Origin of the sequence: Candidatus Arsenophonus triatominarum, assembly GCF_001640365.1 — a bacterium.
GTDB classification, from domain to species: Bacteria; Pseudomonadota; Gammaproteobacteria; order Enterobacterales; family Enterobacteriaceae; genus Arsenophonus; species Arsenophonus triatominarum.
This window is the reverse complement of record NZ_LWMI01000010.1, coordinates 18,631-42,376: the sequence shown is the minus strand read 5'-3', so window position 1 is coordinate 42,376 and position 23,746 is coordinate 18,631. Positions and strand designations below refer to the sequence as shown.

At 37.5% G+C, this 23,746-nt stretch carries 17 protein-coding genes, 2 tRNA genes and 16 pseudogenes; 15 read left to right on the top strand and 20 right to left on the bottom strand.

Annotated elements, in window-relative coordinates:
• Positions 1–32: 32 nt before the first annotated feature.
• The 4 genes and pseudogenes from AYJ55_RS08430 to AYJ55_RS35775 form a co-directional block, all read right to left on the bottom strand.
• Positions 33–521: an IS630 family transposase gene (locus tag AYJ55_RS08430; RefSeq protein ID WP_063653499.1), complete on the bottom strand. Its 489-nt coding sequence runs from the start codon at positions 519–521 to the stop codon at positions 33–35.
• Positions 490–855 (bottom strand): IS630 transposase-related protein, encoded by a 366-nt coding sequence (locus tag AYJ55_RS08425; protein ID WP_063653415.1) that lies wholly within the window; start codon positions 853–855, stop codon positions 490–492. Before AYJ55_RS08425 ends, AYJ55_RS08430 begins: the two co-directional genes overlap by 32 nt.
• A gap of 272 nt (positions 856–1,127) precedes the next feature.
• Positions 1,128–1,424, bottom strand: a pseudogene (locus AYJ55_RS08420) (LysR substrate-binding domain-containing protein); the annotation flags it as partial.
• Positions 1,425–1,640: 216 nt separating this feature from the next.
• Positions 1,641–1,739, bottom strand: a pseudogene (locus AYJ55_RS35775) (IS982 family transposase); the annotation flags it as partial.
• 329 nt (positions 1,740–2,068) lie between these two features.
• On the opposite strand from AYJ55_RS35775, the pseudogene AYJ55_RS35770 reads away from it, so the two are divergent.
• Positions 2,069–2,911 (top strand): annotated as a pseudogene (locus AYJ55_RS35770) (IS701 family transposase); the annotation flags it as partial.
• A gap of 6 nt (positions 2,912–2,917) precedes the next feature.
• On the opposite strand, the pseudogene AYJ55_RS08400 reads toward AYJ55_RS35770, so the two are convergent.
• Both AYJ55_RS08400 and AYJ55_RS25440 read right to left on the bottom strand, forming a co-directional pair.
• Positions 2,918–3,112: pseudogene (locus tag AYJ55_RS08400) on the bottom strand (transposase); the annotation flags it as partial.
• Positions 3,113–3,313: 201 nt separating this feature from the next.
• A pseudogene (locus AYJ55_RS25440) lies at positions 3,314–3,649 on the bottom strand (transposase); the annotation flags it as partial.
• Between the two features lie 82 nt (positions 3,650–3,731).
• On the opposite strand from AYJ55_RS25440, the pseudogene AYJ55_RS08395 reads away from it, so the two are divergent.
• A pseudogene (locus AYJ55_RS08395) lies at positions 3,732–4,772 on the top strand (IS481 family transposase).
• A gap of 165 nt (positions 4,773–4,937) precedes the next feature.
• On the opposite strand, the gene AYJ55_RS08390 reads toward AYJ55_RS08395, so the two are convergent.
• A complete protein-coding gene (locus tag AYJ55_RS08390; RefSeq protein WP_063656267.1) occupies positions 4,938–5,549 on the bottom strand; it encodes a riboflavin synthase in 612 nt (203 codons plus the stop codon).
• Between the two features lie 395 nt (positions 5,550–5,944).
• Between AYJ55_RS08390 and AYJ55_RS08385 the strand changes: the two are divergent.
• Positions 5,945–6,237 (top strand): annotated as a pseudogene (locus AYJ55_RS08385) (MATE family efflux transporter); the annotation flags it as partial.
• A 20-nt stretch (positions 6,238–6,257) separates the two neighbouring features.
• On the opposite strand, the pseudogene AYJ55_RS08380 reads toward AYJ55_RS08385, so the two are convergent.
• A pseudogene (locus AYJ55_RS08380) lies at positions 6,258–7,070 on the bottom strand (IS701 family transposase); the annotation flags it as partial.
• Positions 7,071–7,127: 57 nt separating this feature from the next.
• Positions 7,128–8,158: pseudogene (locus tag AYJ55_RS08375) on the bottom strand (IS481 family transposase).
• 123 nt (positions 8,159–8,281) lie between these two features.
• Between AYJ55_RS08375 and AYJ55_RS08370 the strand changes: the two are divergent.
• The 8 genes and pseudogenes from AYJ55_RS08370 to AYJ55_RS08340 form a co-directional block, all read left to right on the top strand.
• A pseudogene (locus AYJ55_RS08370) lies at positions 8,282–9,067 on the top strand (MATE family efflux transporter); the annotation flags it as partial.
• A 143-nt stretch (positions 9,068–9,210) separates the two neighbouring features.
• A pseudogene (locus AYJ55_RS35765) lies at positions 9,211–9,303 on the top strand (IS982 family transposase); the annotation flags it as partial.
• Between the two features lie 98 nt (positions 9,304–9,401).
• Positions 9,402–10,345: pseudogene (locus AYJ55_RS08365) on the top strand (IS481 family transposase); the annotation flags it as partial.
• Positions 10,346–10,373: 28 nt separating this feature from the next.
• Complete coding sequence (locus AYJ55_RS08360) at positions 10,374–10,739, top strand: IS630 transposase-related protein (RefSeq protein WP_063653415.1); 366 nt, start codon at positions 10,374–10,376, stop codon at positions 10,737–10,739.
• Positions 10,663–11,196: an IS630 family transposase gene (locus AYJ55_RS08355; protein WP_162505291.1), complete on the top strand. Its 534-nt coding sequence runs from the start codon at positions 10,663–10,665 to the stop codon at positions 11,194–11,196. Before AYJ55_RS08360 ends, AYJ55_RS08355 begins: the two co-directional genes overlap by 77 nt.
• Before the next feature lie 183 nt (positions 11,197–11,379).
• Positions 11,380–12,415, top strand: a pseudogene (locus AYJ55_RS08350) (IS481 family transposase).
• 32 nt (positions 12,416–12,447) lie between these two features.
• Positions 12,448–12,681, top strand: a pseudogene (locus AYJ55_RS08345) (transposase); the annotation flags it as partial.
• A 139-nt stretch (positions 12,682–12,820) separates the two neighbouring features.
• Positions 12,821–12,897: transfer RNA gene (locus AYJ55_RS08340), tRNA-Val, on the top strand.
• 122 nt (positions 12,898–13,019) lie between these two features.
• Here AYJ55_RS08340 and murJ read toward each other — a convergent pair.
• The 5 genes and pseudogenes from murJ to AYJ55_RS35755 all read right to left on the bottom strand — a co-directional run.
• Positions 13,020–14,555, bottom strand: a complete 1,536-nt coding sequence (murJ, locus tag AYJ55_RS08335; RefSeq protein WP_063655525.1) for a murein biosynthesis integral membrane protein MurJ — start codon at positions 14,553–14,555, stop codon at positions 13,020–13,022.
• Between the two features lie 209 nt (positions 14,556–14,764).
• Positions 14,765–15,347: pseudogene (locus AYJ55_RS35760) on the bottom strand (transposase); the annotation flags it as partial.
• Between the two features lie 334 nt (positions 15,348–15,681).
• Entirely contained in the window at positions 15,682–16,170 is a 489-nt protein-coding gene (locus tag AYJ55_RS08320) for an IS630 family transposase (protein ID WP_063653499.1), read from the bottom strand.
• Entirely contained in the window at positions 16,139–16,504 is a 366-nt protein-coding gene (locus AYJ55_RS08315; RefSeq protein WP_063653415.1) for an IS630 transposase-related protein, read from the bottom strand. The genes AYJ55_RS08320 and AYJ55_RS08315 overlap by 32 nt, the downstream gene beginning before the upstream one ends.
• Before the next feature lie 31 nt (positions 16,505–16,535).
• A pseudogene (locus tag AYJ55_RS35755) lies at positions 16,536–16,628 on the bottom strand (molecular chaperone); the annotation flags it as partial.
• Between the two features lie 120 nt (positions 16,629–16,748).
• Between AYJ55_RS35755 and AYJ55_RS08310 the strand changes: the two are divergent.
• A complete protein-coding gene (locus AYJ55_RS08310; protein WP_063653812.1) occupies positions 16,749–17,648 on the top strand; it encodes a transposase family protein in 900 nt (299 codons plus the stop codon).
• A gap of 50 nt (positions 17,649–17,698) precedes the next feature.
• Here the strand turns inward: AYJ55_RS08310 and AYJ55_RS30620 are convergent, their stop codons facing one another.
• The gene (locus AYJ55_RS30620) at positions 17,699–17,860 is read right to left on the bottom strand and encodes a hypothetical protein (RefSeq protein ID WP_187153208.1); all 162 of its coding nucleotides are present in this window, start codon (positions 17,858–17,860) and stop codon (positions 17,699–17,701) included.
• Between the two features lie 239 nt (positions 17,861–18,099).
• On the opposite strand from AYJ55_RS30620, the gene AYJ55_RS08305 reads away from it, so the two are divergent.
• The 3 genes from AYJ55_RS08305 (at position 18,100) to AYJ55_RS08295 (ending at position 19,142) form a co-directional block, all read left to right on the top strand.
• On the top strand, positions 18,100–18,465 hold the full coding sequence (locus tag AYJ55_RS08305) for an IS630 transposase-related protein (RefSeq protein ID WP_063653415.1): 366 nt from the start codon (positions 18,100–18,102) through the stop codon (positions 18,463–18,465).
• On the top strand, positions 18,389–18,922 hold the full coding sequence (locus AYJ55_RS08300) for an IS630 family transposase (protein ID WP_162505291.1): 534 nt from the start codon (positions 18,389–18,391) through the stop codon (positions 18,920–18,922). The genes AYJ55_RS08305 and AYJ55_RS08300 overlap by 77 nt, the downstream gene beginning before the upstream one ends.
• A gap of 130 nt (positions 18,923–19,052) precedes the next feature.
• Positions 19,053–19,142: transfer RNA gene (locus tag AYJ55_RS08295), tRNA-Ser, on the top strand.
• Between the two features lie 44 nt (positions 19,143–19,186).
• On the opposite strand, the gene mnmL is transcribed toward AYJ55_RS08295, so the two are convergent.
• Genes mnmL through prfA form a run of 5 tightly spaced genes read right to left on the bottom strand, consistent with a single transcriptional unit; the run spans position 19,187 to position 23,724 of the window.
• Positions 19,187–20,089 (bottom strand): tRNA modification radical SAM protein MnmL/YtqA, encoded by a 903-nt coding sequence (gene mnmL / locus AYJ55_RS08290; RefSeq protein ID WP_063655519.1) that lies wholly within the window; start codon positions 20,087–20,089, stop codon positions 19,187–19,189.
• Positions 20,090–20,099: 10 nt separating this feature from the next.
• Complete coding sequence (gene kdsA, locus AYJ55_RS08285) at positions 20,100–20,954, bottom strand: 3-deoxy-8-phosphooctulonate synthase (protein WP_063655517.1); 855 nt, start codon at positions 20,952–20,954, stop codon at positions 20,100–20,102.
• A 46-nt stretch (positions 20,955–21,000) separates the two neighbouring features.
• Positions 21,001–21,807: an invasion regulator SirB1 gene (gene sirB1 / locus AYJ55_RS08280; protein WP_063655516.1), complete on the bottom strand. Its 807-nt coding sequence runs from the start codon at positions 21,805–21,807 to the stop codon at positions 21,001–21,003.
• Positions 21,791–22,642 (bottom strand): peptide chain release factor N(5)-glutamine methyltransferase, encoded by an 852-nt coding sequence (prmC, locus tag AYJ55_RS08275; protein WP_063655515.1) that lies wholly within the window; start codon positions 22,640–22,642, stop codon positions 21,791–21,793. The genes sirB1 and prmC overlap by 17 nt, the downstream gene beginning before the upstream one ends.
• Positions 22,642–23,724, bottom strand: coding sequence for a peptide chain release factor 1 (prfA, locus tag AYJ55_RS08270; RefSeq protein WP_063655513.1), 1,083 nt, complete (start codon positions 23,722–23,724; stop codon positions 22,642–22,644). Before prfA ends, prmC begins: the two co-directional genes overlap by 1 nt.
• Positions 23,725–23,746 lie beyond the last annotated feature (22 nt).

The following is a 23,746-nucleotide window of genomic DNA, read 5'->3' as shown; positions in this document are numbered from 1 at the left end:
TGGCACAATATAGCTAGGCGACTTAATTTTGATTACAGCATATGTATTAAAAACAGGTCATCGATAGTGCATCCTGTTTCCATCTTTTTACGTTTAGCTTGAGACCATTTATGTTCTATAGGATTTAAATCTGGTGAATACACAGGCAAATATTCTATCTGGTGTCCTGCGTTTATAATTGCCTGTTCAATATTCTTACCTTTGTGAAAGCTAGCGTTGTCCATAAAAATAACAGAATTTTCAGGAAGTTCTGGGAGCAATATTTTTGTGATCCAAACATAAAAAACATCACGGTTAATATTGCAATCAAATAATCCGATAGCAAAAAGGGTTGTTCCCAATAAAGCGCCAATAACATTTGTTCTTCCCTTAGCACCCCAGTTTTTCAGGCCAAAACAACGGTGACCTTTTGGGGAATAGCCGTGAGTTCGTGGAGTGTCATGTGAAAAACCACTTTCATCAATAAAAACAACAGATTTATCTTTTTTTTCATACTGTTGTCTTTTTTGCTGATGTGCCAGCCTGTCGCTTTCGTTGGTTTTTGGATGGAATAGAGTTTTTTTTATAGGTTAATCCCAGCTTTTTAAGGGATTGCCAAATAGTCTTTTTACAAACACCGAATCGCTCTGCCCGTTCCTTTTGGTAAGCATCTGGATACTGTTCCACATCTTTTGCTAAAGCATTTTTATCGAGCTTCCTCTTACGTGGCGTTGAATTTTTTGGCTCTGGTCGTTTAAGCCAACGTACTAAAGACGCTTTTCCAATACGGAATTGTTTCGCAGTTTCTCGAATTGTTAAACCTTCGGCTTTCCTTACAGATATTACTTTACGTCGAAAATCAATTGTATAACTCATAACACACCTTGTAATCAAAATTAAGTCGCCTAGCTATAAGCCTTTTTTGGTTATCTAATGCCCAAGTTTCTCGTTTTGGTAACACGAGTTTCGCACAGGCATATAAAATTCCAGAAATGGCTTAAAAGCAATGGTTAATTTGCAAGTCACTAAAACGTATAAATTTGTTTAAATTACAATAAGTTGCTTTTAATTTATAAGATTTTGTCTATTTATATATTATGCTGAATTAAACTTAAAAATAGAGCGTTTTTTATTGGTGCGAAACTCGTGGGTAAGTAGCGAGAGGTATCTTCTAAACATAAACTGGGGTAGAGACGTAATTGTTGATCGCTAATTAGCCCGCTCATTTGTGCTAAAGGATGATTGATACTGACAACACATGACCAAGGCATAAATCCCATATCACGAAAACTATATCTATCGCCAATCGGTGACGCACGGGTTGCACCAATTGCTATATCCACTCGGCCATCGACTAATGCCTCCCATACACCATTATAAACTTCCTGCTGAATAAAAAGTTCGATATCAGAAAAATGGCGATAAAAATCTAATACACGAGTTTCGCACCAATAAAAAACGCTCTATTTTTAAGTTTAATTCAGCATAATATATAAATAGATAAAATCTTATAAATTAAAAGCAACTTATTGTAATTTAAACAAATTTATACGTTTTAGTGACTTGCAAATTAACCATTGCTTTTAAGCCATTTCTGGAATTTTATATGCCTGTGCGAAACTCGTGTAATATTAACCTGAGTTCGGGATAAGCATTATCAATTATACTTGAAGAGATGTTCCTGCCACAGGTATCTTTGGTTTAGATGGAATTAAACAATATGCAACCCGCCCGGCTAATAAATTCACCACGAGTTTCGCAATCTCCAAAAAAAAAGTATAAAGTTCAAAACAAGAAAAAATTAGGGTGTTCATATTTTGTCCGGTTATCCATGCATTGATACTCTGGTTTGGCGTTATCAGAAGTAAGCCCATCGCCTTTATCTCATGACACTATTACACGAGTTTCGCACAGACATATAAAGTTCTAAAAATAGCTAAAATAATGTTTTATCCGCAAGATACTAAATAATATAAAATATATATTTATTTCAATAAGTTATATTTGAATTAACAATTTTTGCGAATTATATATTATGTTGAATTGAACTTAAAAATAACTTGTTTATTTGTCAGTGCGAAACTCGTGTATTAGTCGATGGCTAAAAAGTAGATGTTTTCGACCTAAAGACCTATGGCGATTAGTTCAACCTTCTATAGACAAAAAAAGCCCTTGCGTACTAATTGCCGATGATACATTGATTACCAAAACACGTAGTAAAAAAATAGAGATGGTTCATTATCAATATTCAGGTAATGAACATGATGTTATTGCTGGCATAGGTTTAGTTAATTTACGTTGGCATAATCTAACAACTGTTGAATCAATTCCTATTGATTATCGTATTTATGATAAAGATTCTGATGGAAAAACAAAAAACACGCACTTTTCCGAAATGCTTGCTCTTGCTAAAAAAAGAGGGATCGGTAGTGATGGATGCCTGGTATTCTAGCCTGGATAATCTGAAATCAATTCGCTCTCATGGTTGGGTCTAGGTAACCACGCGGAGGAAAAACAGGATTGTTAACCATAACAAACAACTGAACAAGTTAGACATCTCAGAAGAAGGAACTCCAATACACTTACGCTACGGTTGAGTGACTGTTTTCAAATTTACAGCCAAAAACGGCCGTATTGATTACTTAGTAACAAACAAAGACAATCCCACCCGTCAATACGTCAAATCTATCATGGATGCCCGTTGGTCTGTTGAAGTTTATCATCTAGAAGTTAAAAAAATTGTGGTATTGAACGCTGTCAGGCTCGCACGAGTCGGGTGCAAAGAAATCATATTTTTCTCGCAATTTCTGCGTGGTTTGAACAACATAAACGCCGTATATCTGAAAAAATAACTCTTTATCAACAAAATTGGCATGTAATCAAAAATGCTATTGCTGAGCAGATCAGGGGATTATTAGTATACCCAAATTAGGTTTGTGCGAAACTCGTGCTTGATATTCGTTATAAGGTTAATTCCCATTGTTTTCAGTTGCTGTTTCAGTGAAGCCGATAAATACCCTTTATCCGCATACAAACAACCAGAAAGATCTTTTATCAGCTCAGGTAATGGTTTCCGATCATCTGTGTTTCCTGGTGTAAGTCGAAAACTGAGTATTTCCCCCAAATGATTGATACTTATATAAAAAGCCTGTTGCTCAATAGCAAAATTAATGATGACTTACAAAAAAACCAGCCGATGATGATAAAATCATCAATTTTTGCATTAAAAATAACCTATGTAAGATTAAAAAATAAACTATTTTTGTATTTTTTAGATGTATCTAACTTGTTTTTATTTTAAGCAACTTTATTTCACTATTGAGCAACATGCTTAAAGTTTGAAACCAAAGAACCAACCTGTTGAGGTTTTTCCTCGTTCAGCTATCCCATCGAAGACTTTATGCCGACGAATCCGTAAGTTATCACACACAACTATCGGAGTAGAATCGGCAACCGACAGAACCGTGCACTTTCCCTTAATTGACTCAAACAGTGCCGTTAAAGCTAAGGCACTGCGCGGAAGTAACTCTACGCAGCGTGAATATGATGGCAAGTTAGGAAATTCCTTCCTGAGATATAAACGGACATGATAGAGATAAAATACCTTGAATTGGCTGAATCGGAGTTGATGAAACAAAACAACCAGTGTCATCATTTGCATTAGTCTTAACTTAATCTAACAATTCTGATTTAAAAAAGAGAGTTACCGGTTTTAATTAACATCATTAGATAATAAAATAAAAGGTAATTCTATGTATCAAACAAATAATCCTATCATCAAACATAAAGTCGGGTTACTTAACCTTGCTGAAGAGCTTCATAACGTATCAAAAGCCTGTAAGATTATGGGTGTATCCCGAGATACTTCTATCGCTATCAAGAACTTGTTAACGATGGTGGGATCGATGCCTTAATTAATCAAAATCGACGAGTACCTAACGTAAAAAATAGAGTAGATGAACAGATTGAAAGCGCTGTAGTTGAGTATGCGATTGAATACCCTGCACACGGACAACACCGCAGTAGTAATGAACTAAGAAAAAAAGGAATTTTTGTTTCGGGAAGTGGTGTTCGTTCTATTTGGCTACGTCATCATCTTGAAAATTTTAAAAAACGTCTAAAGGCGCTAGAAGATAAAATAGCGACAGAAGGGATTATCCTGTCAGAATCACAAATCAGCGCACTCGAAAAAAAAGCACAGGATGATGAGGCCAATGGTGAGATCGAAACAGCATATCAGGGTTATTTGGGGTCACAGGACACTTTTTATGGCGGTCATTTAAAAGGCGTTGGTCGTGTTTATCAACAGACTTACATTGATACTTACAGTAAAGTCGTTCATTGTAAGCTTTACACAACAAAAAGCGGGATAACGGCGGCAAATTTATTAAATGACAAGGTTCTGCCTTTTTACACCCAGCATGGATTACCTATTTTACGTATACTAACGGACAGAGGCAGTGAGTATTGTGGTAAAGTTGAGCATCACGATTATCAACTTTATCTCGCTATCAGCGATATTGATCATACAAAAACTAAAGCTCGTTCACCTCAAACCAATGGGATTTGTGAACGCTTTCATAAAACTGTATTACAAGAGTTCTATCAGGTGGCTTTTCGTAAGAAAATCTTCGGTAAATTAGCCGAATTACAAGCTGATTTAGACAAATGGTTAGACGAATACAATAACCAACGCACTTATTCAAGGAAAAATGTGTTGCGGTCGAACTCCTATGGCAACTTTATACGAGGGAAAACAACTTTGGAGAAAAAAAGATTTAAATCAAATTTAACCTGACAGATACTGTATAAATAACCGGTAACTATCAGATCAAGTCTGAGCTACTACAAAGTAAGAAGAAACCTTGGTCGATTGTTTATCAAATCCTGTTTCTTCTTTTAGCTATTACTTAACCTAATTAAAATAGCGTGACGACTATTTAAAACACGCTCTATGATTATATTTTTTGTGCCATCACTCGTTCAACAGTATCAACTACTGCTTGGGTATGGGCATCAATTTCAATATTAACCTTTTCTCCAAGACGCTTTTCTACAATTGTGGTGCGCGCAATGGTTTCTGGGATCAGATGGACGCAAAAACGATTATTGACCACATCTCCTACTGTTAAGCTAATTCCATCAACGCCAATAAAGCCCTTATGCAAAATATATTTCATTAATTGTTTATCATGCACATAAAACCAAATTTGGAGATTATTTTCAGCTTTAAAAATTTTGGCTACTTCGGCAGTAGTAATAATGTGACCCGACATAACATGACCACCAATTTCATCACCATATTTTGCTGATCTTTCTAAATTAATCATATCGCCTAATTTTAAACTGCCTAAGTTTGTCAGTCGCAAAGTCTCCTTCATTAAATCAAAACTCACCTTATCGCCATCAATATGGGTAACAGTTAAACAGCATCCATTATTAGCAACAGAAGCACCTGTTTCTAAACCTGCGAGTAATCCAGTGGGGAATTGGACAGTATAAGTACGAAAATTAACGCTATCTTCCACAGCAACTAGTGTTCCTTTACCTTTCACAATGCCTGTATACATATATTGAGTTTCCAATTTTAATAAAAGATAAAAACTCATTCTACGCTAGTTATGCTAGATAAGCACTCTAGAAACAATAAATATGGCAGCTTTCTATTCTATCACGAATTTCGCACAGGCATATAAAATTCCAGAAATGGCTTAAAAGCAATGGTTAATTTGCAAGTTACTAAAACGTATAAATTTGTTTAAATTACAATAAGTTGCTTTTAATTTATAAGATTTTGTCTATTTATATATTATGCTGAATTAAACTTAAAAATAGAGCGTTTTTTTATTGGTGCGAAACTCGTATCTATTTATAGCTAACTTCACCAAATCGATACAATAAGCAAATTTTAAAGGGTTCAATTCCTTTTCCGTTTTCTATTCATTTTCAATAAGGTATATGGTGGGTGAATAAATATTTTAAAGAGGCACACAGCCTATTAGTATTAGGTATTCCGATTATTCTTGCTCAATTCTCACAAACCTCAATGGGTTTTGTCGATACAGTAATGGCAGGCAAAGTCAGTGAAATAGATATGTCAACAGTTGCGGTAAGAACGTCTATCTGGTTACCTGCTATTTTGTTTGGCCACGGCTTATTAATGGCTTTACACCAGTGGTAGCGCAGCAATTAAATGGTTCAGGCCGACGTCAAGTTATCGGCAATCATATACAACAAGGCTTATGGCTAGCTTTCTTTTTCACGAGTTTCGCACAAAACTAATTTGTGTACGCTAATAAAACACGGATGTGCTCAGTAATAGCATTTTTGATTACGTCCCAATTTTGTTGATAAAGGGTTATTTTTTCAGATATACGACGTTTATGTTGTTCAAACCACGCAGAAATAACGAGAAAAATATGATTTCTTTGCGCTCGGCTCGTGCGAGCCTGACAGCGTTCAATACCACAATTTTGTTTAACTTCTCGATGATAAACTTCAACAGACCAACGGGCATCCATGATAGATTTGACGTATTGACGGGTGGGATTGTCTTTATTTGTTACTATGTAATCAATACGGCCGTTTTTGGCTGTAAATTTGAAAACAGTCACCCAACCGTAGCCTCGTAAGTGTATTGGAGTTCCTTCTTCTGAGATGTCTAACTTGTTCAGTTGTTTGTTATGGTTAACAATCCTGTTTTTCCTCCGCGTGGTTACCCAGACCCAACCATGAGAGCGAATTGATTTCAGATTATCCAGGCTAGAATACCAGGCATCCATCACTACCGCTTCTGGTATGATCCCTCTTTTTTTAGCAAGAGCGAGCATTTCGGAAAAGTGCGTGTTTTTTGTTTTTCCATCAGAATCTTTATCATAAATACGATAATCAATAGGAATTGAGTCAACAGTTGTTAGATTATGCCAAAGTAAATTAACTAAACCTATGCCAGCAATAACATCATGTTCATTACCTGAATATTGATAATGGACCATCTCTATTTTTTTACTACGTGTTTTGGCAATCAATCTATCATCGGCAATTAGTACCCAAGGGCTTTTTTTGTCTATAGAAGGTTGAACTAATCGCCATGTAGTAGCTCAGACTTGATCTGACAGTTACCGGTTATTTATACAGTACCTGTCAGGTTAAATTTGATTTAAATCTTTCTCTCTCCAAAGTTGTTTTCCATCGTGTAAAGTTGCCATAGGAGTTCGACCGCAACACATTTTTCCTTGATGAGTGCGTTGGTTATTATATTCCGCTAACCATTTATCTAAATCAGCTTGTAATTCATCTAAAGCCCTATAGATTTTCTTACGAAAAGCCACCTGATAGAACTCTTGTAATACAGTTTTATGAAAGCGTTCACAAATCCCATTAGTTTGAGGTGAACGAGCTTTAGTTTTTGTATGATCAATATCATTGATAGCGAGATAAAGTTGATAATCGTGATGTTCAACTTTACCACAATACTCACTGCCTCTGTCCGTCAGTATACGTAACACCGGTAACCCATGCCGGGAATAAAAAGGGAGAACCCTGTCATTTAATAAATCTGCCGCCGTTATCGCGCTTTTTGTTGTGTAAAGCTTACAATGAACGACTTTACTGTAAGTATCAATATAAGTTTGTTGATAAACACGACCAACGCCTTTTAAATGACCGACATAAAAAGTATCTTGTGAACCCAGATAACCTGGATGCGCTGTTTCAATCTCACCATTGGCCTCATCATCCTGTGCTTTTTTTTCTAGAGCACTGATTTGTGATTCTGACAGGATAATTCCTTCTGTTGCGATTTTATCTTCAAGCGCTTTTAGGCGTTTTGTAAAATTTTCGAGATTATGGCGCAGCCAAATAGAGCGAACGCCACTCCCCGAAACAAAAATGCCTTTTTTTCTTAGTTCATTACTACTGCGGTGTTGACCGTGTGCAGGGTATTCAATCGCATACTCAACTACAGCGCTTTCAATCTGTTCATCTACTCTATTTTTTACGTTAGGCACCCGTCGATTTTGATTAATTAAAGCGTCTATCCCACCATCGTTAACAAGTTCCTGGTAGCGATAAAACGTATCTCGGGATACCCCCATAATCTTACAGGCTTTTGAGACGTTATGAAGTTCTTCAGCGAGGTTAAGTAACCTTTGATGATAGGATTATTTGTTTGATACATAGAATTACCTTTTATTTTATTATCTAATGATGTTAATTAAAACCGGTAACTCTCTTTTTTAAATCAGAATTATCAGATTAAGTTAAGACTAATACATTTTATATGCCTGTGCGAAACTCGTGTATGTTTCTTTTGATGCGCTGGTATATACGCCATACTCCTTCACAACGTGACATCCGTGCTAATAAACAGTTTGTATTACCTGACTTCTCTTTATTAAGACGCTTGTTCGCGTTAGGTTTACCTATTGGTCTAGCCTATTTCTTCGAAGTGACTCTGTTTGCTATTGTCGCCTTACTGATCGCGCCATTAGGCATTATCGCTGTCGCAGGACACCAGGTAGCGTTAAATTTTAGTTCGTTAATGTTTATGTTTCCTATTTCTCTTGGTATTGCAGCAACGATCCGGGTCGGTTATAATTTAGGCAGTACTTCAACAGAAAAGGCAAAAATATCCGCCTATGCCAGCATTATAGTAGATTTAACGGTAGCTTGCTGCACCGAAATTGTGACAGCGTCACTTAGAGAGCAGATCGCATTAATGTATAATCGCAATCCGGAAGTCGTCCTATTGGCATCACAATTGATGTTATTCGCTGCTATCTATCAGATTTCCGATGCTATTCAAGTCATTGGCGCCGGTATATTACGCGGTTATAAAGATACCCATTCAATTTTCTTTATCACTTTCATTGCTTACTGGCTGCTCGGCCTACCAACAGGTTATCTACTTGGTTTAACTGACTTTATCGTGCCGCATCTGGGACCAAAAGGTTTTTGGATCGGTTTTATTATTGGCTTAACGGCATCAGCTATCATGATATTTTCTCACATATTATGGCTTCAACGTCAGCCAAATGAATTTGTATTACGACATTCCACTCGAAGCTATGTTGTCAAACGGGTATAAGATATAAAAAATGAAAAATTGCGCTTTTATGCTAAATAACCTGAGTTCGGGATAAGAAATAAAGTGAAAGTCTTGCTATTCAAATAGTTGAATGCGCATATTTCGTTAAAATACTCTAACAATCTGGTTAAAGAGTAACAATGATGGAAAATCTTACTGAACTTTATTGCCTGATGGATGATTTTTGTAAAGACTTCGAGCCAAAAAAAATGCATGAAGTCTTGCTGAATAACGGTTGTGTATTAGTCTTAACTTAATCTGATAATTCTGATTTAAAAAAGAGAGTTACCGGTTTTAATTAACATCATTAGATAATAAAATAAAAGGTAATTCTATGTATCAAACAAATAATCCTATCATCAAACATAAAGTCGGGTTACTTAACCTTGCTGAAGAGCTTCATAACGTATCAAAAGCCTGTAAGATTATGGGTGATCCTGAGATACTTTCTATCGCTATCAAGAACTTGTTAACGATGGTGGGATCGATGCCTTAATTAATCAAAATCGACGGGTACCTAACGTAAAAAATAGAGTAGATGAACAGATTGAAAGCGCTGTAGTTGAGTATGCGATTGAATACCCTGCACACGGACAACACCGCAGTAATAATGAACTAAGAAAAAAAGGAATTTTTGTTTCGGGAAGTGGTGTTCGTTCTATTTGGCTACGTCATCATCTTGAAAATTTTAAAAAACGTCTAAAGGCGCTAGAAGATAAAATCGCGACAGAAGGGATTATCCTGTCAGAATCATAAATCAGCGCACTTGAAAAAAAAGCACAGGACGATGAGGCCAATGGTGAGATCGAAACAGCATATCCGGGTTATTTGGGGTCACAGGACACTTTTTATGGCGGTCATTTAAAAGGCGTTGGTCGTGTTTATCAACAGACTTACATTGATACTTACAGTAAAGTCGTTCATTGTAAGCTTTACACAACAAAAAGCGGGATAACGGCGGCAGATTTATTAAATGACAAGGTTCTGCCTTTTTACACCCAGCATGGATTACCTATTTTACGTATACTGACGGACAGAGGCAGTGAGTATTGTGGTAAAGTTGAACATCACGATTATCAACTTTATCTCGCTATCAACGATATTGATCATACAAAAACTAAAGCTCGTTCACCTCAAACCAATGGGATTTGTGAACGCTTTCATAAAACTGTATTACAAGAGTTCTATCAGGTGGCTTTTCGTAAGAAAATCTATAGGGCTTTAAATGAATTACAAGCTGATTTAGATAAATGGTTAGCGGAATATAATATAGCTAGGCGACTTAATTTTGATTACAAGGTGTGTTATGAGTTATACAATTGATTTTCGACGTAAAGTAATATCTGTAAGGAAAGCCGAAGGTTTAACAATTCGAGAAACTGCGAAACAATTCCGTATTGGAAAAGCGTCTTTAGTACGTTGGCTTAAACGACCAGAGCCAAAAAATTCAACGCCACGTAAGAGGAAGCTCGATAAAAATGCTTTAGCAAAAGATGTGGAACAGTATCCAGATGCTTACCAAAAGGAACGGGCAGAGCGATTCGGTGTTTGTAAAAAGACTATTTGGCAATCCCTTAAAAAGCTGGGATTAACCTATAAAAAAAACTCTATTCCATCCAAAAACCAACGAAAGCGACAGGCTGGCACATCAGCAAAAAAGACAACAGTATGAAAAAAAAGATAAATCTGTTGTTTTTATTGATGAAAGTGGTTTTTCACATGACACTCCACGAACTCACGGCTATTCCCCAAAAGGTCACCGTTGTTTTGGCCTGAAAAACTGGGGTGCTAAGGGAAGAACAAATGTTATTGGCGCTTTATTGGGAACAACCCTTTTTGCTATCGGATTATTTGATTGCAATATTAATCGTGATGTTTTTTATGTTTGGATCACAAAAATATTGCTCCCAGAACTTCCTGAAAATTCTGTTATTTTTATGGACAACGCTAGCTTTCACAAAGGTAAGAATATTGAACAGGCAATTATAAACGCAGGACACCAGATAGAATATTTGCCTGTGTATTCACCAGATTTAAATCCTATAGAACATAAATGGTCTCAAGCTAAACGTAAAAAGATGGAAACAGGATGCACTATCGATGACCTGTTTTTAATACATATGCTGTAATCAAAATTAAGTCGCCTAGCTATACCAGCATGCAGAGCGTCGTTTACGCATGGGATTTCGTCAGAGCCAATGTAGAGCTGAAAATGTTGTATTAGTCTTAACTTAATCCGACAATTCTGATTTAAAAAAGAGCGTTACCGGTTTTAATTAACATCATTAGATAATTAAATAAAAGGTAATTCTATGTATCAAACAAATAATCCTATCACAAACATAAAGTCGGGTTACTTAACCTCGCTGAAGAGCTTAATAACGTCTCAAAAGCCTGTAAGATTATGGGGGTATCCCGAGATACGTTTTATCGCTACCAGGAACTTGTTAACGATGGTGGGATAGACGCTTTAATTAATCAAAATCGACGGGTGCCTAACGTAAAAAATAGAGTAGATGAACAGATTGAAAGCGCTGTAGTCGAGTATGCGATTGAATACCCTGCACACGATCAACACCGCAGTAGTAATGAACTAAGAAAAAAAGGCATTTTTGTTTCGGGGAGTGGCGTTCGCTCTATTTGGCTGCGCCATAATCTCGAAAATTTTACAAAACGCCTAAAAGCGCTTGAAGATAAAATCGCAACAGAAGGAATTATCCTGTCAGAATCACAAATCAGTGTTCTAGAAAAGAAAGCGCAAGATGATGAAGCCTGTGGTGAGATTGAAACAGCGCAGGTTATCTGGGTTCACAAGATACTTTTTATGTCGGTCATTTAAAAGGAGTTGGTCGTGTTTATCAACAAACTTACATTGATACTTACAGTAAAGTCGTTCATTGTAAGCTTTACACAACAAAAAGCGCGATAACGGCGGCAGATTTATTAAATGACAAGGTTCTCCCTTTTTATTCCTAGCATGGGTTACCAGTGTTACGTATACTGACGGACAGAGGCAGTGAGTATTGTGGTAAAGTTGAACATCACGATTATCAACTTTATCTCGCTATCAATGATATTGATCATACAAAAACTAAAGCTCGTTCACCTCAAACTAATGGGATTTGTGAACGCTTTCATAAAACTGTATTACAAGAGTTCTATCAGGTGGCTTTTCGTAAGAAAATCTATAGGGCTTTAAATGAATTACAAGCTGATTTAGATAAATGGTTAGCGGAATATAATAACCAACGCACTCATCAAGGAAAAATGTGTTGCGGTCGAACTCCTATGGCAACTTTACACGATGGAAAACAACTTTGGAGAGAGAAAGATTTAAATCAAATTTAACCTGACAGGTACTGTATAAATAACCGGTAACTGTCAGATTAAGTCTGAGCTACTATAAACAGACTTGTTTCGACAAAGCCATCTTGCGTCATCGTTCTGTCATCGAAACGGTATTTGATGAGTTAAAAAATCTTTGTCAGATAGCGCATACGCGGCACCGCTCTCCTGCTAACTTTGTAGTGAATTTATTAGCCGGGCTGGTTGCATATTGTTTAATTCCATCTAAACCAAAGATACCTGTGGCAGGAACATATCTTCAAGCATAATTGATAATGCTTATCCCGAACTCAGGTTAAATAGCATTAAATACGAGCAGTTAGACGTAAAATTGTATTTTTTCCCTTGCCAGAATGGCAACTGCCCGTTAATATTCGTTTCCACATTATTGCCATAGTAATTTTTATTGCGTCCGTAGCTCAGTTGGTTAGAGCACCACCTTGACATGGTGGGGGTCGGTGGTTCGAGTCCACTCGGACGCACCAATTCTGTTTATCCCCAATACCGTTTTCAAATTGTAAAGTCAGTCAGCTTGCTTCGATTGGTAATGAAAAAGCGCGTTTACGCTTTTCATCCAACAAGTGATCACTTAACCAAATTTATTTGTCTAAATAGCCCGCAGTGAAAAATCTCGCAAACGAAAACCAAAAATAAATAACGCAGCAAAGTAACTCATTGCACCGGCAAAAACCACCAATAACAACCGCGTGATCCGCATCAGCATGTTTCCCTGCTCCCATGGCGGCATAAAATTTAATACCAACAACAATACCGCTACCATAACAATTAAAGCGGCGATTAACTTGAGCAAAAATTTTCCCCAACCAGCTAAGGGGGAAAAAATTGCCTGGTGACGTAACTGCCAATACAGCATCAAAGCATTAAAGCATGCCGCTAAGCCAATTGATAAGGCCAATCCAGCATGTTTTAGCGAACCAATAAAGGCAAGGTTCATTAATTGTGTCAAAATTAAGGTAATAATCGCGATTTTAACCGGTGTTTTAATATCTTGTCTCGAATAGAAACCTGGAGCTAATACCTTAACTACAATTAACCCCATTAAGCCGACACAGTAAGCAATTAATGCCCGTTGAGTCATTACCGCATCGTAGGCGGTAAAATTGCCATACTGAAAAAGCGCCACTGTCAACGGTTCGGCTAAAATAGCCAGTGCAATCGCACATGGTAGCGCTAATAAAAAGCAAAGCCGTAACCCCCAGTCCATTAGGCGCTGATATTCTTTATGATCACCGGTTGAAAAACTCTTCGCCAGAGAAGGTAATAAGATAGTACCAAGTGCCACCCCTAAAATACCGGTAGGGAGCTCCATCAATCGGTCAGCATAATACATCCACGAGACAGAGCCTGATTGTAAAAATGAGGCAAAAATAGTATTAATAATTAATGAAATCTGGCTTACAGAAACACCAATAATCGCCGGCCCCATTAACTTCAATACTCGCCACACACCGCTATTACGAAAAGAGATACGCGGTAAAACTAACATGCCAATTTTTTGTAAATAAGGTAATTGATACAGCAACTGTAAAATACCACCGGCAAAAACTCCCCACGCTAACGCTATAATAGGTGGTTCACAATATGATGCCAACAACAGTACTGACATAATCATACTGATATTAAGTAAAGTAGGCGCAAAAGCAGGAACAGAAAAACGGTTCCAAGTATTTAAAATAGCACCAGCCAACGATACTAAAGAGATCAATAAAATATAAGGAAAAGTGATTCTCAATAAACGAACTGTTAAATCAAATTTATCCGGTGTATCAGTAAAACCGTGTGCCGTAATATAAATAATCCATGGTGCCGCTAATATTCCTGCCAATGTAACGATGGCCAAAATCAATGTTAATAAACCGGAAACATACGCAATAAAAGTGCGAGTAGCCTCGTCACCTTGCTGATTTTTATATTCTGCTAAAATGGGGACAAATGCTTGGGAAAATGCGCCTTCGGCAAAAATTCGGCGCAAAAGATTCGGTAATCGAAAAGCAACAAAAAAAGCGTCTGTCGCCGCTCCAGCACCAAAAAAACGCGCGAGAATCGCATCACGAATAAATCCTAAGATACGGGAAAACATAGTCATAGAGCTTATCGCTGCTAACGATTTTAGTAAATTCATGCAATATCTTTATTAATGATGGCCATAATAGATTGATAAAGTGTATCAGCGAGCCGTAAGCATGACCATGAATTAGAATAACTATTTTTGCTAAACTAGCAGATAAAAATCGGTCATTATTTGTTTTAGTCTTAACTTAACCTGACAATTCTGATTTAAAAAAGAGCGTTACCGGTTTTAATTAACATCATCACGAGTTTCGCACAAAACTAATTTGGGTACGTTAATAAAACACGGATGTGCTCAGTAATAGCATTTTTGATTACGTCCCAATTTTGTTGATAAAGGGTTATTTTTTCAGAGATACGACGTTTATGTTGTTCAAACCACGCAGAAATAGCGAGAAAAATATGATTTCTTTGCGCCCGACTCGTGCGAGCCTGACAGCGTTCAATACCACAATTTTGTTTAACTTCTCGATGATAAACTTCAACAGACCAACGGGCATCCATGATAGATTTGACGTATTCAAGGGTGGGATTATCTTTGTTTGTTACTATGGTTTTTGGCTGTAAATTTGAAAACAGTCACCCAACCGTAGCCTCGTAAATGTATTGGAGTTCCTTTTTCTGAGATGTCTAACTTGTTCAGTTGTTTGTTATGGTTAACAATCCTGTTTTTCCTCAGCGTGGTTACCCAGACCCAACCATGAGAGCGAATTGATTTCAGATTATCCAGGCTAGAATACCAGGCATCCATCACTACCGCTTCTGATATGATCCCTCTTTTTTTAGCAAGAGCGAGCATTTCGGAAAAGTGCGTGTTTTTTGTTTTTCCATCAGAATCTTTATCACACGAGTTTCGCACCAATAAAAAAACGCTCTATTTTTAAGTTTAATTCAGCATAATATATAAATAGACAAAATCTTATAAATTAAAAGCAACTTATTGTAATTTAAACAAATTTATACGTTTTAGTAACTTGCAAATTAGCCATTGCTTTTAAGCCATTTCTGGAATTTTATATTCCTGTGCGAAACTCGTGTAGGATAAAAATCACTCACTGCATGGGTTTCCACTTGGCTAAAAAATGATTCACTCGCAGGTAAAATAAACTGATCAAATAACTGAATTTGTGTTAATAGCGGATCCTGCGCCGCATTATAGCTAGGCGACTTAATTTTGATTACAGCATATGTATTAAAAACAGGTCATCGATAGTGCATCCTGTTTCCATCTTTTTACGTTTAGCTTGAGACCATTTATGTTCTATAGGATTTAAATCTGGTGAATACACAGGCAAATATTCTATCTGGTGTCCTGCGTTTATAATTGCCTGTTCAATATTCTTACCTTTGTGAAAGCTAGCGTTGTCCATAAAAATAACAGAATTTTCAGGAAGTTCTGGGAGCAATATTTTTGTGATCCAAACATAAAAAACATCACGATTAATATTGCAATCAAATAATCCGATAGCAAAAAGGGTTGTTCCCAATAAAGCGCCAATAACATTTGTTCTTCCCTTAGCACCCCAGTTTTTCAGGCCAAAACAACGGTGACCTTTTGGGGAATAGCCGTGAGTTCGTGGAGTGTCATGTGAAAAACCACTTTCATCAATAAAAACAACAGATTTATCTTTTTTTTCATACTGTTGTCTTTTTTGCTGATGTGCCAGCCTGTCGCTTTCGTTGGTTTTTGGATGGAATAGAGTTTTTTTTATAGGTTAATCCCAGCTTTTTAAGGGATTGCCAAATAGTCTTTTTACAAACACCGAATCGCTCTGCCCGTTCCTTTTGGTAAGCATCTGGATACTGTTCCACATCTTTTGCTAAAGCATTTTTATCGAGCTTCCTCTTACGTGGCGTTGAATTTTTTGGCTCTGGTCGTTTAAGCCAACGTACTAAAGACGCTTTTCCAATACGGAATTGTTTCGCAGTTTCTCGAATTGTTAAACCTTCGGCTTTCCTTACAGATATTACTTTACGTCGAAAATCAATTGTATAACTCATAACACACCTTGTAATCAAAATTAAGTCGCCTAGCTATATCTTCCAACCAAGATGCTGCCAATAATAAAGCAGCAAAACGATCAGCCTTTTCCGCTGATAATGGTATTCCATTTGCCACTAAAAATTAATTAATTGCCGTTGCTGATATTTCACTATATTAAAATAGTTGCTGAATAGAGACTTGCATTTTTTGTCACGCTATAGACAATAAAAAGAGGTTTAACTTAGAAAATAACGGTTTGAAATGATCAACAAAGAGCGGTTGTTACGAGATAATCGTTTATGTAAAGCAATCATTGGATTATCAGTCGAAGAATTGAAAAATTTAGCCGCTGAATTTTCAGCTTGTTATTTGATTTATCGGAAAAAGAATCGAAAAGATCACGAGCGGCAAATGGGTGCAGGGCAGAAAGGATTTATCCCAACCCCATTAGATAAACTGCTTTTTATTTTATTGTATTTAAAATGTTATCCGACTTATGATTTGCAAGGACTTCTTTTTGGTTTAGATAGAACACGGGTATGTCGCTGGGTAAAAATATTATTGCCGGTTTTAGAGATGACCTTGGGGCGAGAATGTGTTTTGCCCGCTCGTCAAATTCGCTCTGCTGAGGAATTTTTTCGCGCCTTTCCTGGAGTTAAAGACGTCTTTATTGATGGGACAGAGCGACCTGTCCAAAAGCCTAAGAATCTGCGTCGGCGAAAAAAAATGTATTCGGGAAAGAAAAGACAGACCACTCGAAAAGGGCTTATTATGACTGACGAAACGAGGAAAATTGGATTTATCCCCATGATCAAAAATGGGCGCCGTCACGATAAACGCTTACTCGATAAAGTCGATATAATTCGCCATATTCCCCCTGAGGTAACCATCTGGGCCGATACCGGTTTTCAAGGTATAGATAAACAGCATCCTAATACACAAATCCCAAAAAAAGGAACTCGAAAAAGACCTTTATCGCCTGAACAAAAACAAGAAAATAAAATAATCTCGGGCATCCGTATTACGGTTGAACACGCCATCGCGGGTATCAAGCGCCTCGGTTGTATGACCCAAATTTTACGGAATCGTAGACCCTTTATTGATGATACCTTTTTACTCCTTAGTGCCGGTCTTTGGAATTTCCATCTCAGAACAGCCTAAAATTTACTTCAATCACCGAAATACCCTTATTTCACTATTAAGCAACACGCTTATTGACTAATGCCGTTAGCAATAGCTGAGGTAGGATCAAGAAACAATTGCTCAAAATCTTTAATTACTAACGCTAAATCCTGGCTACTAGCGGCTAATTGAGTTAATAATTCATCTTGTTTTAAAGGCCAAGACAATTCCAATTGATTTTGACTAATCAATTCAAATAAAGGTTTAGTAACGGGATCATCTGGGGAACGATAAAATAGTGTTCATAGTATTCGGCAAATCACGGAAAATTCATTCATTATTTTTTCCAACTTATGCTATGCATTTAATAATTTTACTTATTAGTAAGGACAATAAAACCTTGATGGTAATATCGAATATATTTTCAATAGATTGTTCTTTATTTATCTTGTTATAGCTAGGCGACTTAATTTTGATTACAAGGTGTGTTATGAGTTATACAATTGATTTTCGACGTAAAGTAATATCTGTAAGGAAAGCCGAAGGTTTAACAATTCGAGAAACTGCGAAACAATTCCGTATTGGAAAAGCGTCTTTAGTACGTTGGCTTAAACGACCAGAGCCAAAAAATTCAACGCCACGTAAGAGGAAGCTAGATAAAAATGCTTTAGCAAAAGATGTGGAACAGTATCCAGATGCTTACCAAAAGGAACGGGCAGAGCGATTCGGTGTTTGTAAAAAGACTATTTGGCAATCCCTTAAAAAGCTGGGATTAACCTATAAAAAAAACTCTATTCCATCCAAAAACCAACGAAAGCGACAGGCTGGCACATCAGCAAAAAAGACAACAGTATGAAAAAAAAGATAAATCTGTTGTTTTTATTGATGAAAGTGGTTTTTCACATGACACTCCACGAACTCACGGCTATTCCCCAAAAGGTCACCGTTGTTTTGGCCTGAAAAACTGGGGTGCTAAGGGAAGAACAAATGTTATTGGCGCTTTATTGGGAACAACCCTTTTTGCTATCGGATTATTTGATTGCAATATTAACCGTGATGTTTTTTATGTTTGGATCACAAAAATATTGCTCCCAGAACTTCCTGAAAATTCTGTTATTTTTATGGACAACGCTAGCTTTCACAAAGGTAAGAATATTGAACAGGCAATTATAAACGCAGGACACCAGATAGAATATTTGCCTGTGTATTCACCAGATTTAAATCCTATAGAACATAAATGGTCTCAAGCTAAACGTAAAAAGATGGAAACAGGATGCACTATCGATGACCTGTTTTTAATACATATGCTGTAATCAAAATTAAGTCGCCTAGCTATAACTGCAAAAAGAGACAAAAGTTGCAATATATTATTGACGGTTAGTCTGCTTTTTCCTATAGTAGCGCCTCATCATTCTAGTATCCTACTATATTAGAATGATAACCGGTGAGGTGTCCGAGTGGCTGAAGGAGCACGCCTGGAAAGTGTGTATACGTGAAAACGTATCGAGGGTTCGAATCCCTCCCTCACCGCCATATAAAATATCTGCCAACAACTTATTTTAGTTCCCTCCACAAACTTAAATTGTAGAACCCTGGCCGCCATACTGACAGAGATATTGATATAATGCATTCATACCTAACCAACGATTTGCACACCAATCTGGCGCGAGTAAAGTCGGCCGATGCGCATTGGCACAAATACGATGATAAATAATATTTTTTGGTGTATGACGGATCATTTCTCCGGCCATTTCAACGTACTCAGTTAATTCAAGTGATAACAAACGCCCCGCACGCCAAGCTTTCGCCATTATACTACCATCAACAATATGTAATGGATGCAATTTAATACCATCAACACCGGTATCGATAACACGAAATATTGTTTGCAGATTTTCCCTAGCTGTTTCACCTGGCAGGCCAACAATTAGGTGAACACAAACATTTAATCCCTTTTTGCCGGCAATTTGAGCAATTTTTTGATAGCTGGCAAAATCATGGCCTCGATTGATCTTTTTTAGGGTTTTATCATGGGATGTTTGCAAACCTAGTTCCAACCAGATTTCATATCCTTGCTGCTGATATTCTACTAATAAATCCAATACTGGTTGCGAAACACAATCTGGTCGCGTACCGACACAAAGTCCAACAATATTAGCCTGATTTAATGCCTGTTGATATAACGCCTTTAAAATTGAAACTTCAGCATAAGTATTGGTATAAGCTTGAAAATAAGCCAGATAACGTTGAGCACGATGGATTTTTTTTACTTTTTGCGCAATCTGTTGCTGGATGGAAAATTGCTGTTGCTGCTCATCGGAAAAAGAGGCAACATTGCAAAATGTACAGCCGCCACGTCCTAAGGAGCCATCACGATTAGGGCAATTAAAACCACCATGCAAACTGATCTTATGAATTTTTTCACCATAGCGGCGCTGAAGATCAGCACCAAACATAGTAACAACATCATTTAACTGCATAAAATAACAATTAATTAGCTGTATCTAATTGGGCAAAACTTTTCACCAAATCATCGATAACTTTAACCTGTTCAAGAAAAGGCACTAATTTTGCTAATGGCAGTGCCGATGGCCCATCACATTTTGCGTTAGCCGGATCAAGATGTGCTTCCAGAAATAATCCCGCTAAACCGACTGCCATACCCGCTCTCGCCAACTCAGCAACCTGTGCACGGCGACCACCGGAAGCAGAACCAAAAGGATCACGACATTGCAATGCATGAGTAACGTCAAAAATAACCGGAGAACCCTTTGATACATTCATCATGACATTGAAGCCTAACATATCGACAACCAGATTATCATAACCAAAGTTTACCCCACGATCACAGAGAATAACTTTCTCATTACCTGCTTCTTTAAATTTCTCAACAATATTTCCCATTTGTCCAGGGCTTATAAATTGGGGTTTTTTAACATTAATGACTGCACCGGTTTTAGCCATCGCTTCAACCAGGTCAGTTTGCCGGGCTAAAAAAGCCGGTAGTTGAATAACGTCAACCACCTCAGCAACCAGTGCCGCTTGCGCTGGCTCATGAACATCTGTAATTACCTTAACGCCAAATGTTTGTTTGATTTCTTGAAAAATTTTCATTCCTTCTTCAAGCCCAGGGCCGCGATAGGAATGAATCGAAGAACGGTTCGCTTTGTCGAAGGAAGCCTTAAAAACATAAGGAATGTTAAGCTTGTCTGTTACGGTGACATAATGTTCGCAAATCTTCATTGCCAGATCGCGCGATTCAAGCACATTCATACCACCAAATAATACAAATGGTAGATTATTTGCCACTTTAATATCATCAATGGCGACTACTTTATATTGCATGCTTTTACCCTTTCTATGACAGCAAATTAGTGACAATTTTTAATGATCAATGCAATATAATCTGCTGCCCTTCTATTGAATAGATTTGCATTTTTATCATTTCAGAAACAGGATCTTCTGGACATTGCTCAACAAAATAATTTAAATCAGAAATGGCAACATGATTACATTCAAGATGAGCAAAAATAAGTCCTCTATCACGTATTTCATAAGGATCTTTCGGATCAAAAATTAATAATGTTTCACAAACTCTTAGCGCTTGTTCCATTTTTTTTTCTTCCATCAACGCTGCTTTTATTGTATCAAACATTTTTCGTATGATAATTCTATGCGCAGTTTCTTCTATATCTTTTCGCGTCAGATGAGCAAAAGGGCTAATTGTTCCCTTGACCCATAAATCAAGCATCTGCTCGGTGAGCGTTTCACCATTTATCGGGTTAATATACCAATAAGTACCATCTTCTCGGCGAACACATAGAATAAGCTGAGTCAGAAAAATAATCGGCATCACCGGCAACTGCAATTGAGTGGCAACATGCAAAAAAATCGTCCCCAATGAAACAGGTGCCCCCTGTCTTGCTATTAACACTTTATCCAGCCATAGTGCCTCAGAAAGCGAATAAACCCCCGTTACACCGCTAAAAAGCCAGTCTCGATAAAATAACTTTAGTAATATAGATACTTGCATTTCTATATCATCAGCTTGTATTGTTTGTCTTGCTTCGGCAACCAGAAGCCTAAGTTGTGCATTGACTTGTTCAACAGGAAAATCTGGCCGAATAATCCGTGAAACAAGTATAATACCTTCGCTCAGTGGTGCTTTATTAAATTCAAAATCAGCTATGGTTTTCATCACATTTCCATTGACCTACTGTAATACGATCATTACCACCATAATCCTGAAAAGTTACTACCTGTTGATAATGATGACAGGAAAATAACTTCCTTACTTGCCTTCCCTGCAACCACCCGTGTTCGAGTAAAAGCCATCCCTTATTAGCTAAATAGTTACGCGATTGTTCAATTATCAATTGAATATCAGCCAACCCATGATTAGCTGATATTAATGCTGTTTTAGGTTCAAAACGCACATCACCTTGTTGTAAATGTGGATCACATTCATCAATATAAGGTGGATTACTGACAATCATATCAAATTGCTGAATAGGTAGTGAAGTAAACCAATTACTTTTGCAAAATTGGACATTATTAATTACCAAATTATCTGCATTAAGTTGGGCTAGCGTAATTGCAGCATCACTAATATCGATACCAACTATCTGCGCTTGTGGACACTCTGATGCTAAAGCTAACGCCACAGCACCGGTACCCGTCCCCAAATCTAATATTTTTACTGCTCGCTTTTCTGGTAATAATTGTAATGCTCGCTCAACTAAGCACTCTGTATCCGCACGAGGTATTAACGTAACAGGTGAAACTTTCATTGGTAACGACCAGAACTCTTTTTCTTCTACTAAATAGGCGATAGGCTCACCCTTAGCCCGACGAGCCAATAGATGTTCAAGCTGTTGTTGTTGCTTAAAGGTTAATTCTGTTTCGCCAAATGCAATAAGGAAAGTCCATGTTTTTCCGGTTATATATTGCAACAAAATTTCAGCATCACGTTTAGCACTATCACTATAGCAAAGTTTATTAGCCGCATAAGCTAACCAATGCTGATAATTCATTAATCCTGCTCTGATAAAGCAGAGAGTTGATCTGCTTGATATTCGTTAATAATCGGTTGGATTAACATATCTAATTTTCCCTCTATCACCTCATCTAAACGATAGAGAGTTAAATTAATACGATGATCAGTAATGCGGCCTTGGGGAAAATTATAAGTTCTGATCCTATCGGAACGATCACCTGAGCCGAGTAAATTACGGCGCTCAGATGCTTCTGCCTCACGGCGTTTCTGCACTTCCGATGCACGAATACGGGCAGCTAAAACCGACAGCGCTTTGGCTTTATTTTTATGCTGAGAACGTTCATCCTGACACTCGACCACAATTCCGGTTGGAATATGGGTAATACGGATCGCGGAGTCAGTGGTATTAACGTGCTGTCCGCCAGCGCCTGATGAACGAAAAGTATCAATTCTTAAGTCACTAGGATTGATATCCGGTAGCTCTGTTGCTGGAATTTCAGCCAAAATGGCTACTGTACAAGCAGAAGTATGAATACGCCCTTGAGATTCAGTCTCCGGTACGCGCTGGACACGATGTCCCCCTGACTCAAACTTTAGGCGGCCATATACACTATCACCAGAAACTTTGGCGATAATTTCTTTGTAACCACCGTATTCTCCTTCACTGGCATTCATAACTTCAATCCGCCAGCGACGGGATTCAGCATAGCGGCTATACATTCTAAAAAGATCACCGGCAAATATTGCCGCCTCACCACCACCGGTACCGGCCCGAATTTCTAAAAAGCAATTTTTTTCATCATCGGGATCTTTTGGTAACAATAAAATCTGTAATTGTTGTTCAAATTCCTCATTACGCTTTTTCGCTTCTTTTAATTCGTCCTGAGCCATCTCGCGCATTTCAGGATCATGCAATAATATTTCAGCCGTCTCAATATCTTGCTGAACAGTGCGCCATAACTGAAAACATTTGGTTGCATCCGTTAACTGCGCATACTCCTTAGACAACGCACGGAAACGCTCTTGATCTGCGATTACTTCAGCATCAACCAGGTGTGCTTGAATTTCTTCGTAGCGTTCCTGCAATGCTTCTAACTTAGCAATTATTGAAGGCTTCATTCGTTATGTTAGACCTTACTAA

Bases quoted from the DNA above. Each gene is read 5' to 3' on its own strand.
- AYJ55_RS08425 (WP_063653415.1), bottom strand. From the start codon at position 855: ATGAGTTATACAATTGATTTTCGACGTAAAGTAATATCTGTAAGGAAA.
- prmC (WP_063655515.1), bottom strand. From the start codon at position 22,642: ATGAATTATCAGCATTGGTTAGCTTATGCGGCTAATAAACTTTGCTAT.
- AYJ55_RS08310 (WP_063653812.1), top strand. From the start codon at position 16,749: ATGATCAACAAAGAGCGGTTGTTACGAGATAATCGTTTATGTAAAGCA.
- mnmL (WP_063655519.1), bottom strand. From the start codon at position 20,089: ATGCAGTTAAATGATGTTGTTACTATGTTTGGTGCTGATCTTCAGCGC.
- prfA (WP_063655513.1), bottom strand. From the start codon at position 23,724: ATGAAGCCTTCAATAATTGCTAAGTTAGAAGCATTGCAGGAACGCTAC.
- AYJ55_RS08315 (WP_063653415.1), bottom strand. From the start codon at position 16,504: ATGAGTTATACAATTGATTTTCGACGTAAAGTAATATCTGTAAGGAAA.
- kdsA (WP_063655517.1), bottom strand. From the start codon at position 20,954: ATGCAATATAAAGTAGTCGCCATTGATGATATTAAAGTGGCAAATAAT.
- AYJ55_RS08305 (WP_063653415.1), top strand. From the start codon at position 18,100: ATGAGTTATACAATTGATTTTCGACGTAAAGTAATATCTGTAAGGAAA.
- sirB1 (WP_063655516.1), bottom strand. From the start codon at position 21,807: ATGAAAACCATAGCTGATTTTGAATTTAATAAAGCACCACTGAGCGAA.
- AYJ55_RS08390 (WP_063656267.1), bottom strand. From the start codon at position 5,549: ATGTATACAGGCATTGTGAAAGGTAAAGGAACACTAGTTGCTGTGGAA.
- murJ (WP_063655525.1), bottom strand. From the start codon at position 14,555: ATGAATTTACTAAAATCGTTAGCAGCGATAAGCTCTATGACTATGTTT.
- AYJ55_RS08360 (WP_063653415.1), top strand. From the start codon at position 10,374: ATGAGTTATACAATTGATTTTCGACGTAAAGTAATATCTGTAAGGAAA.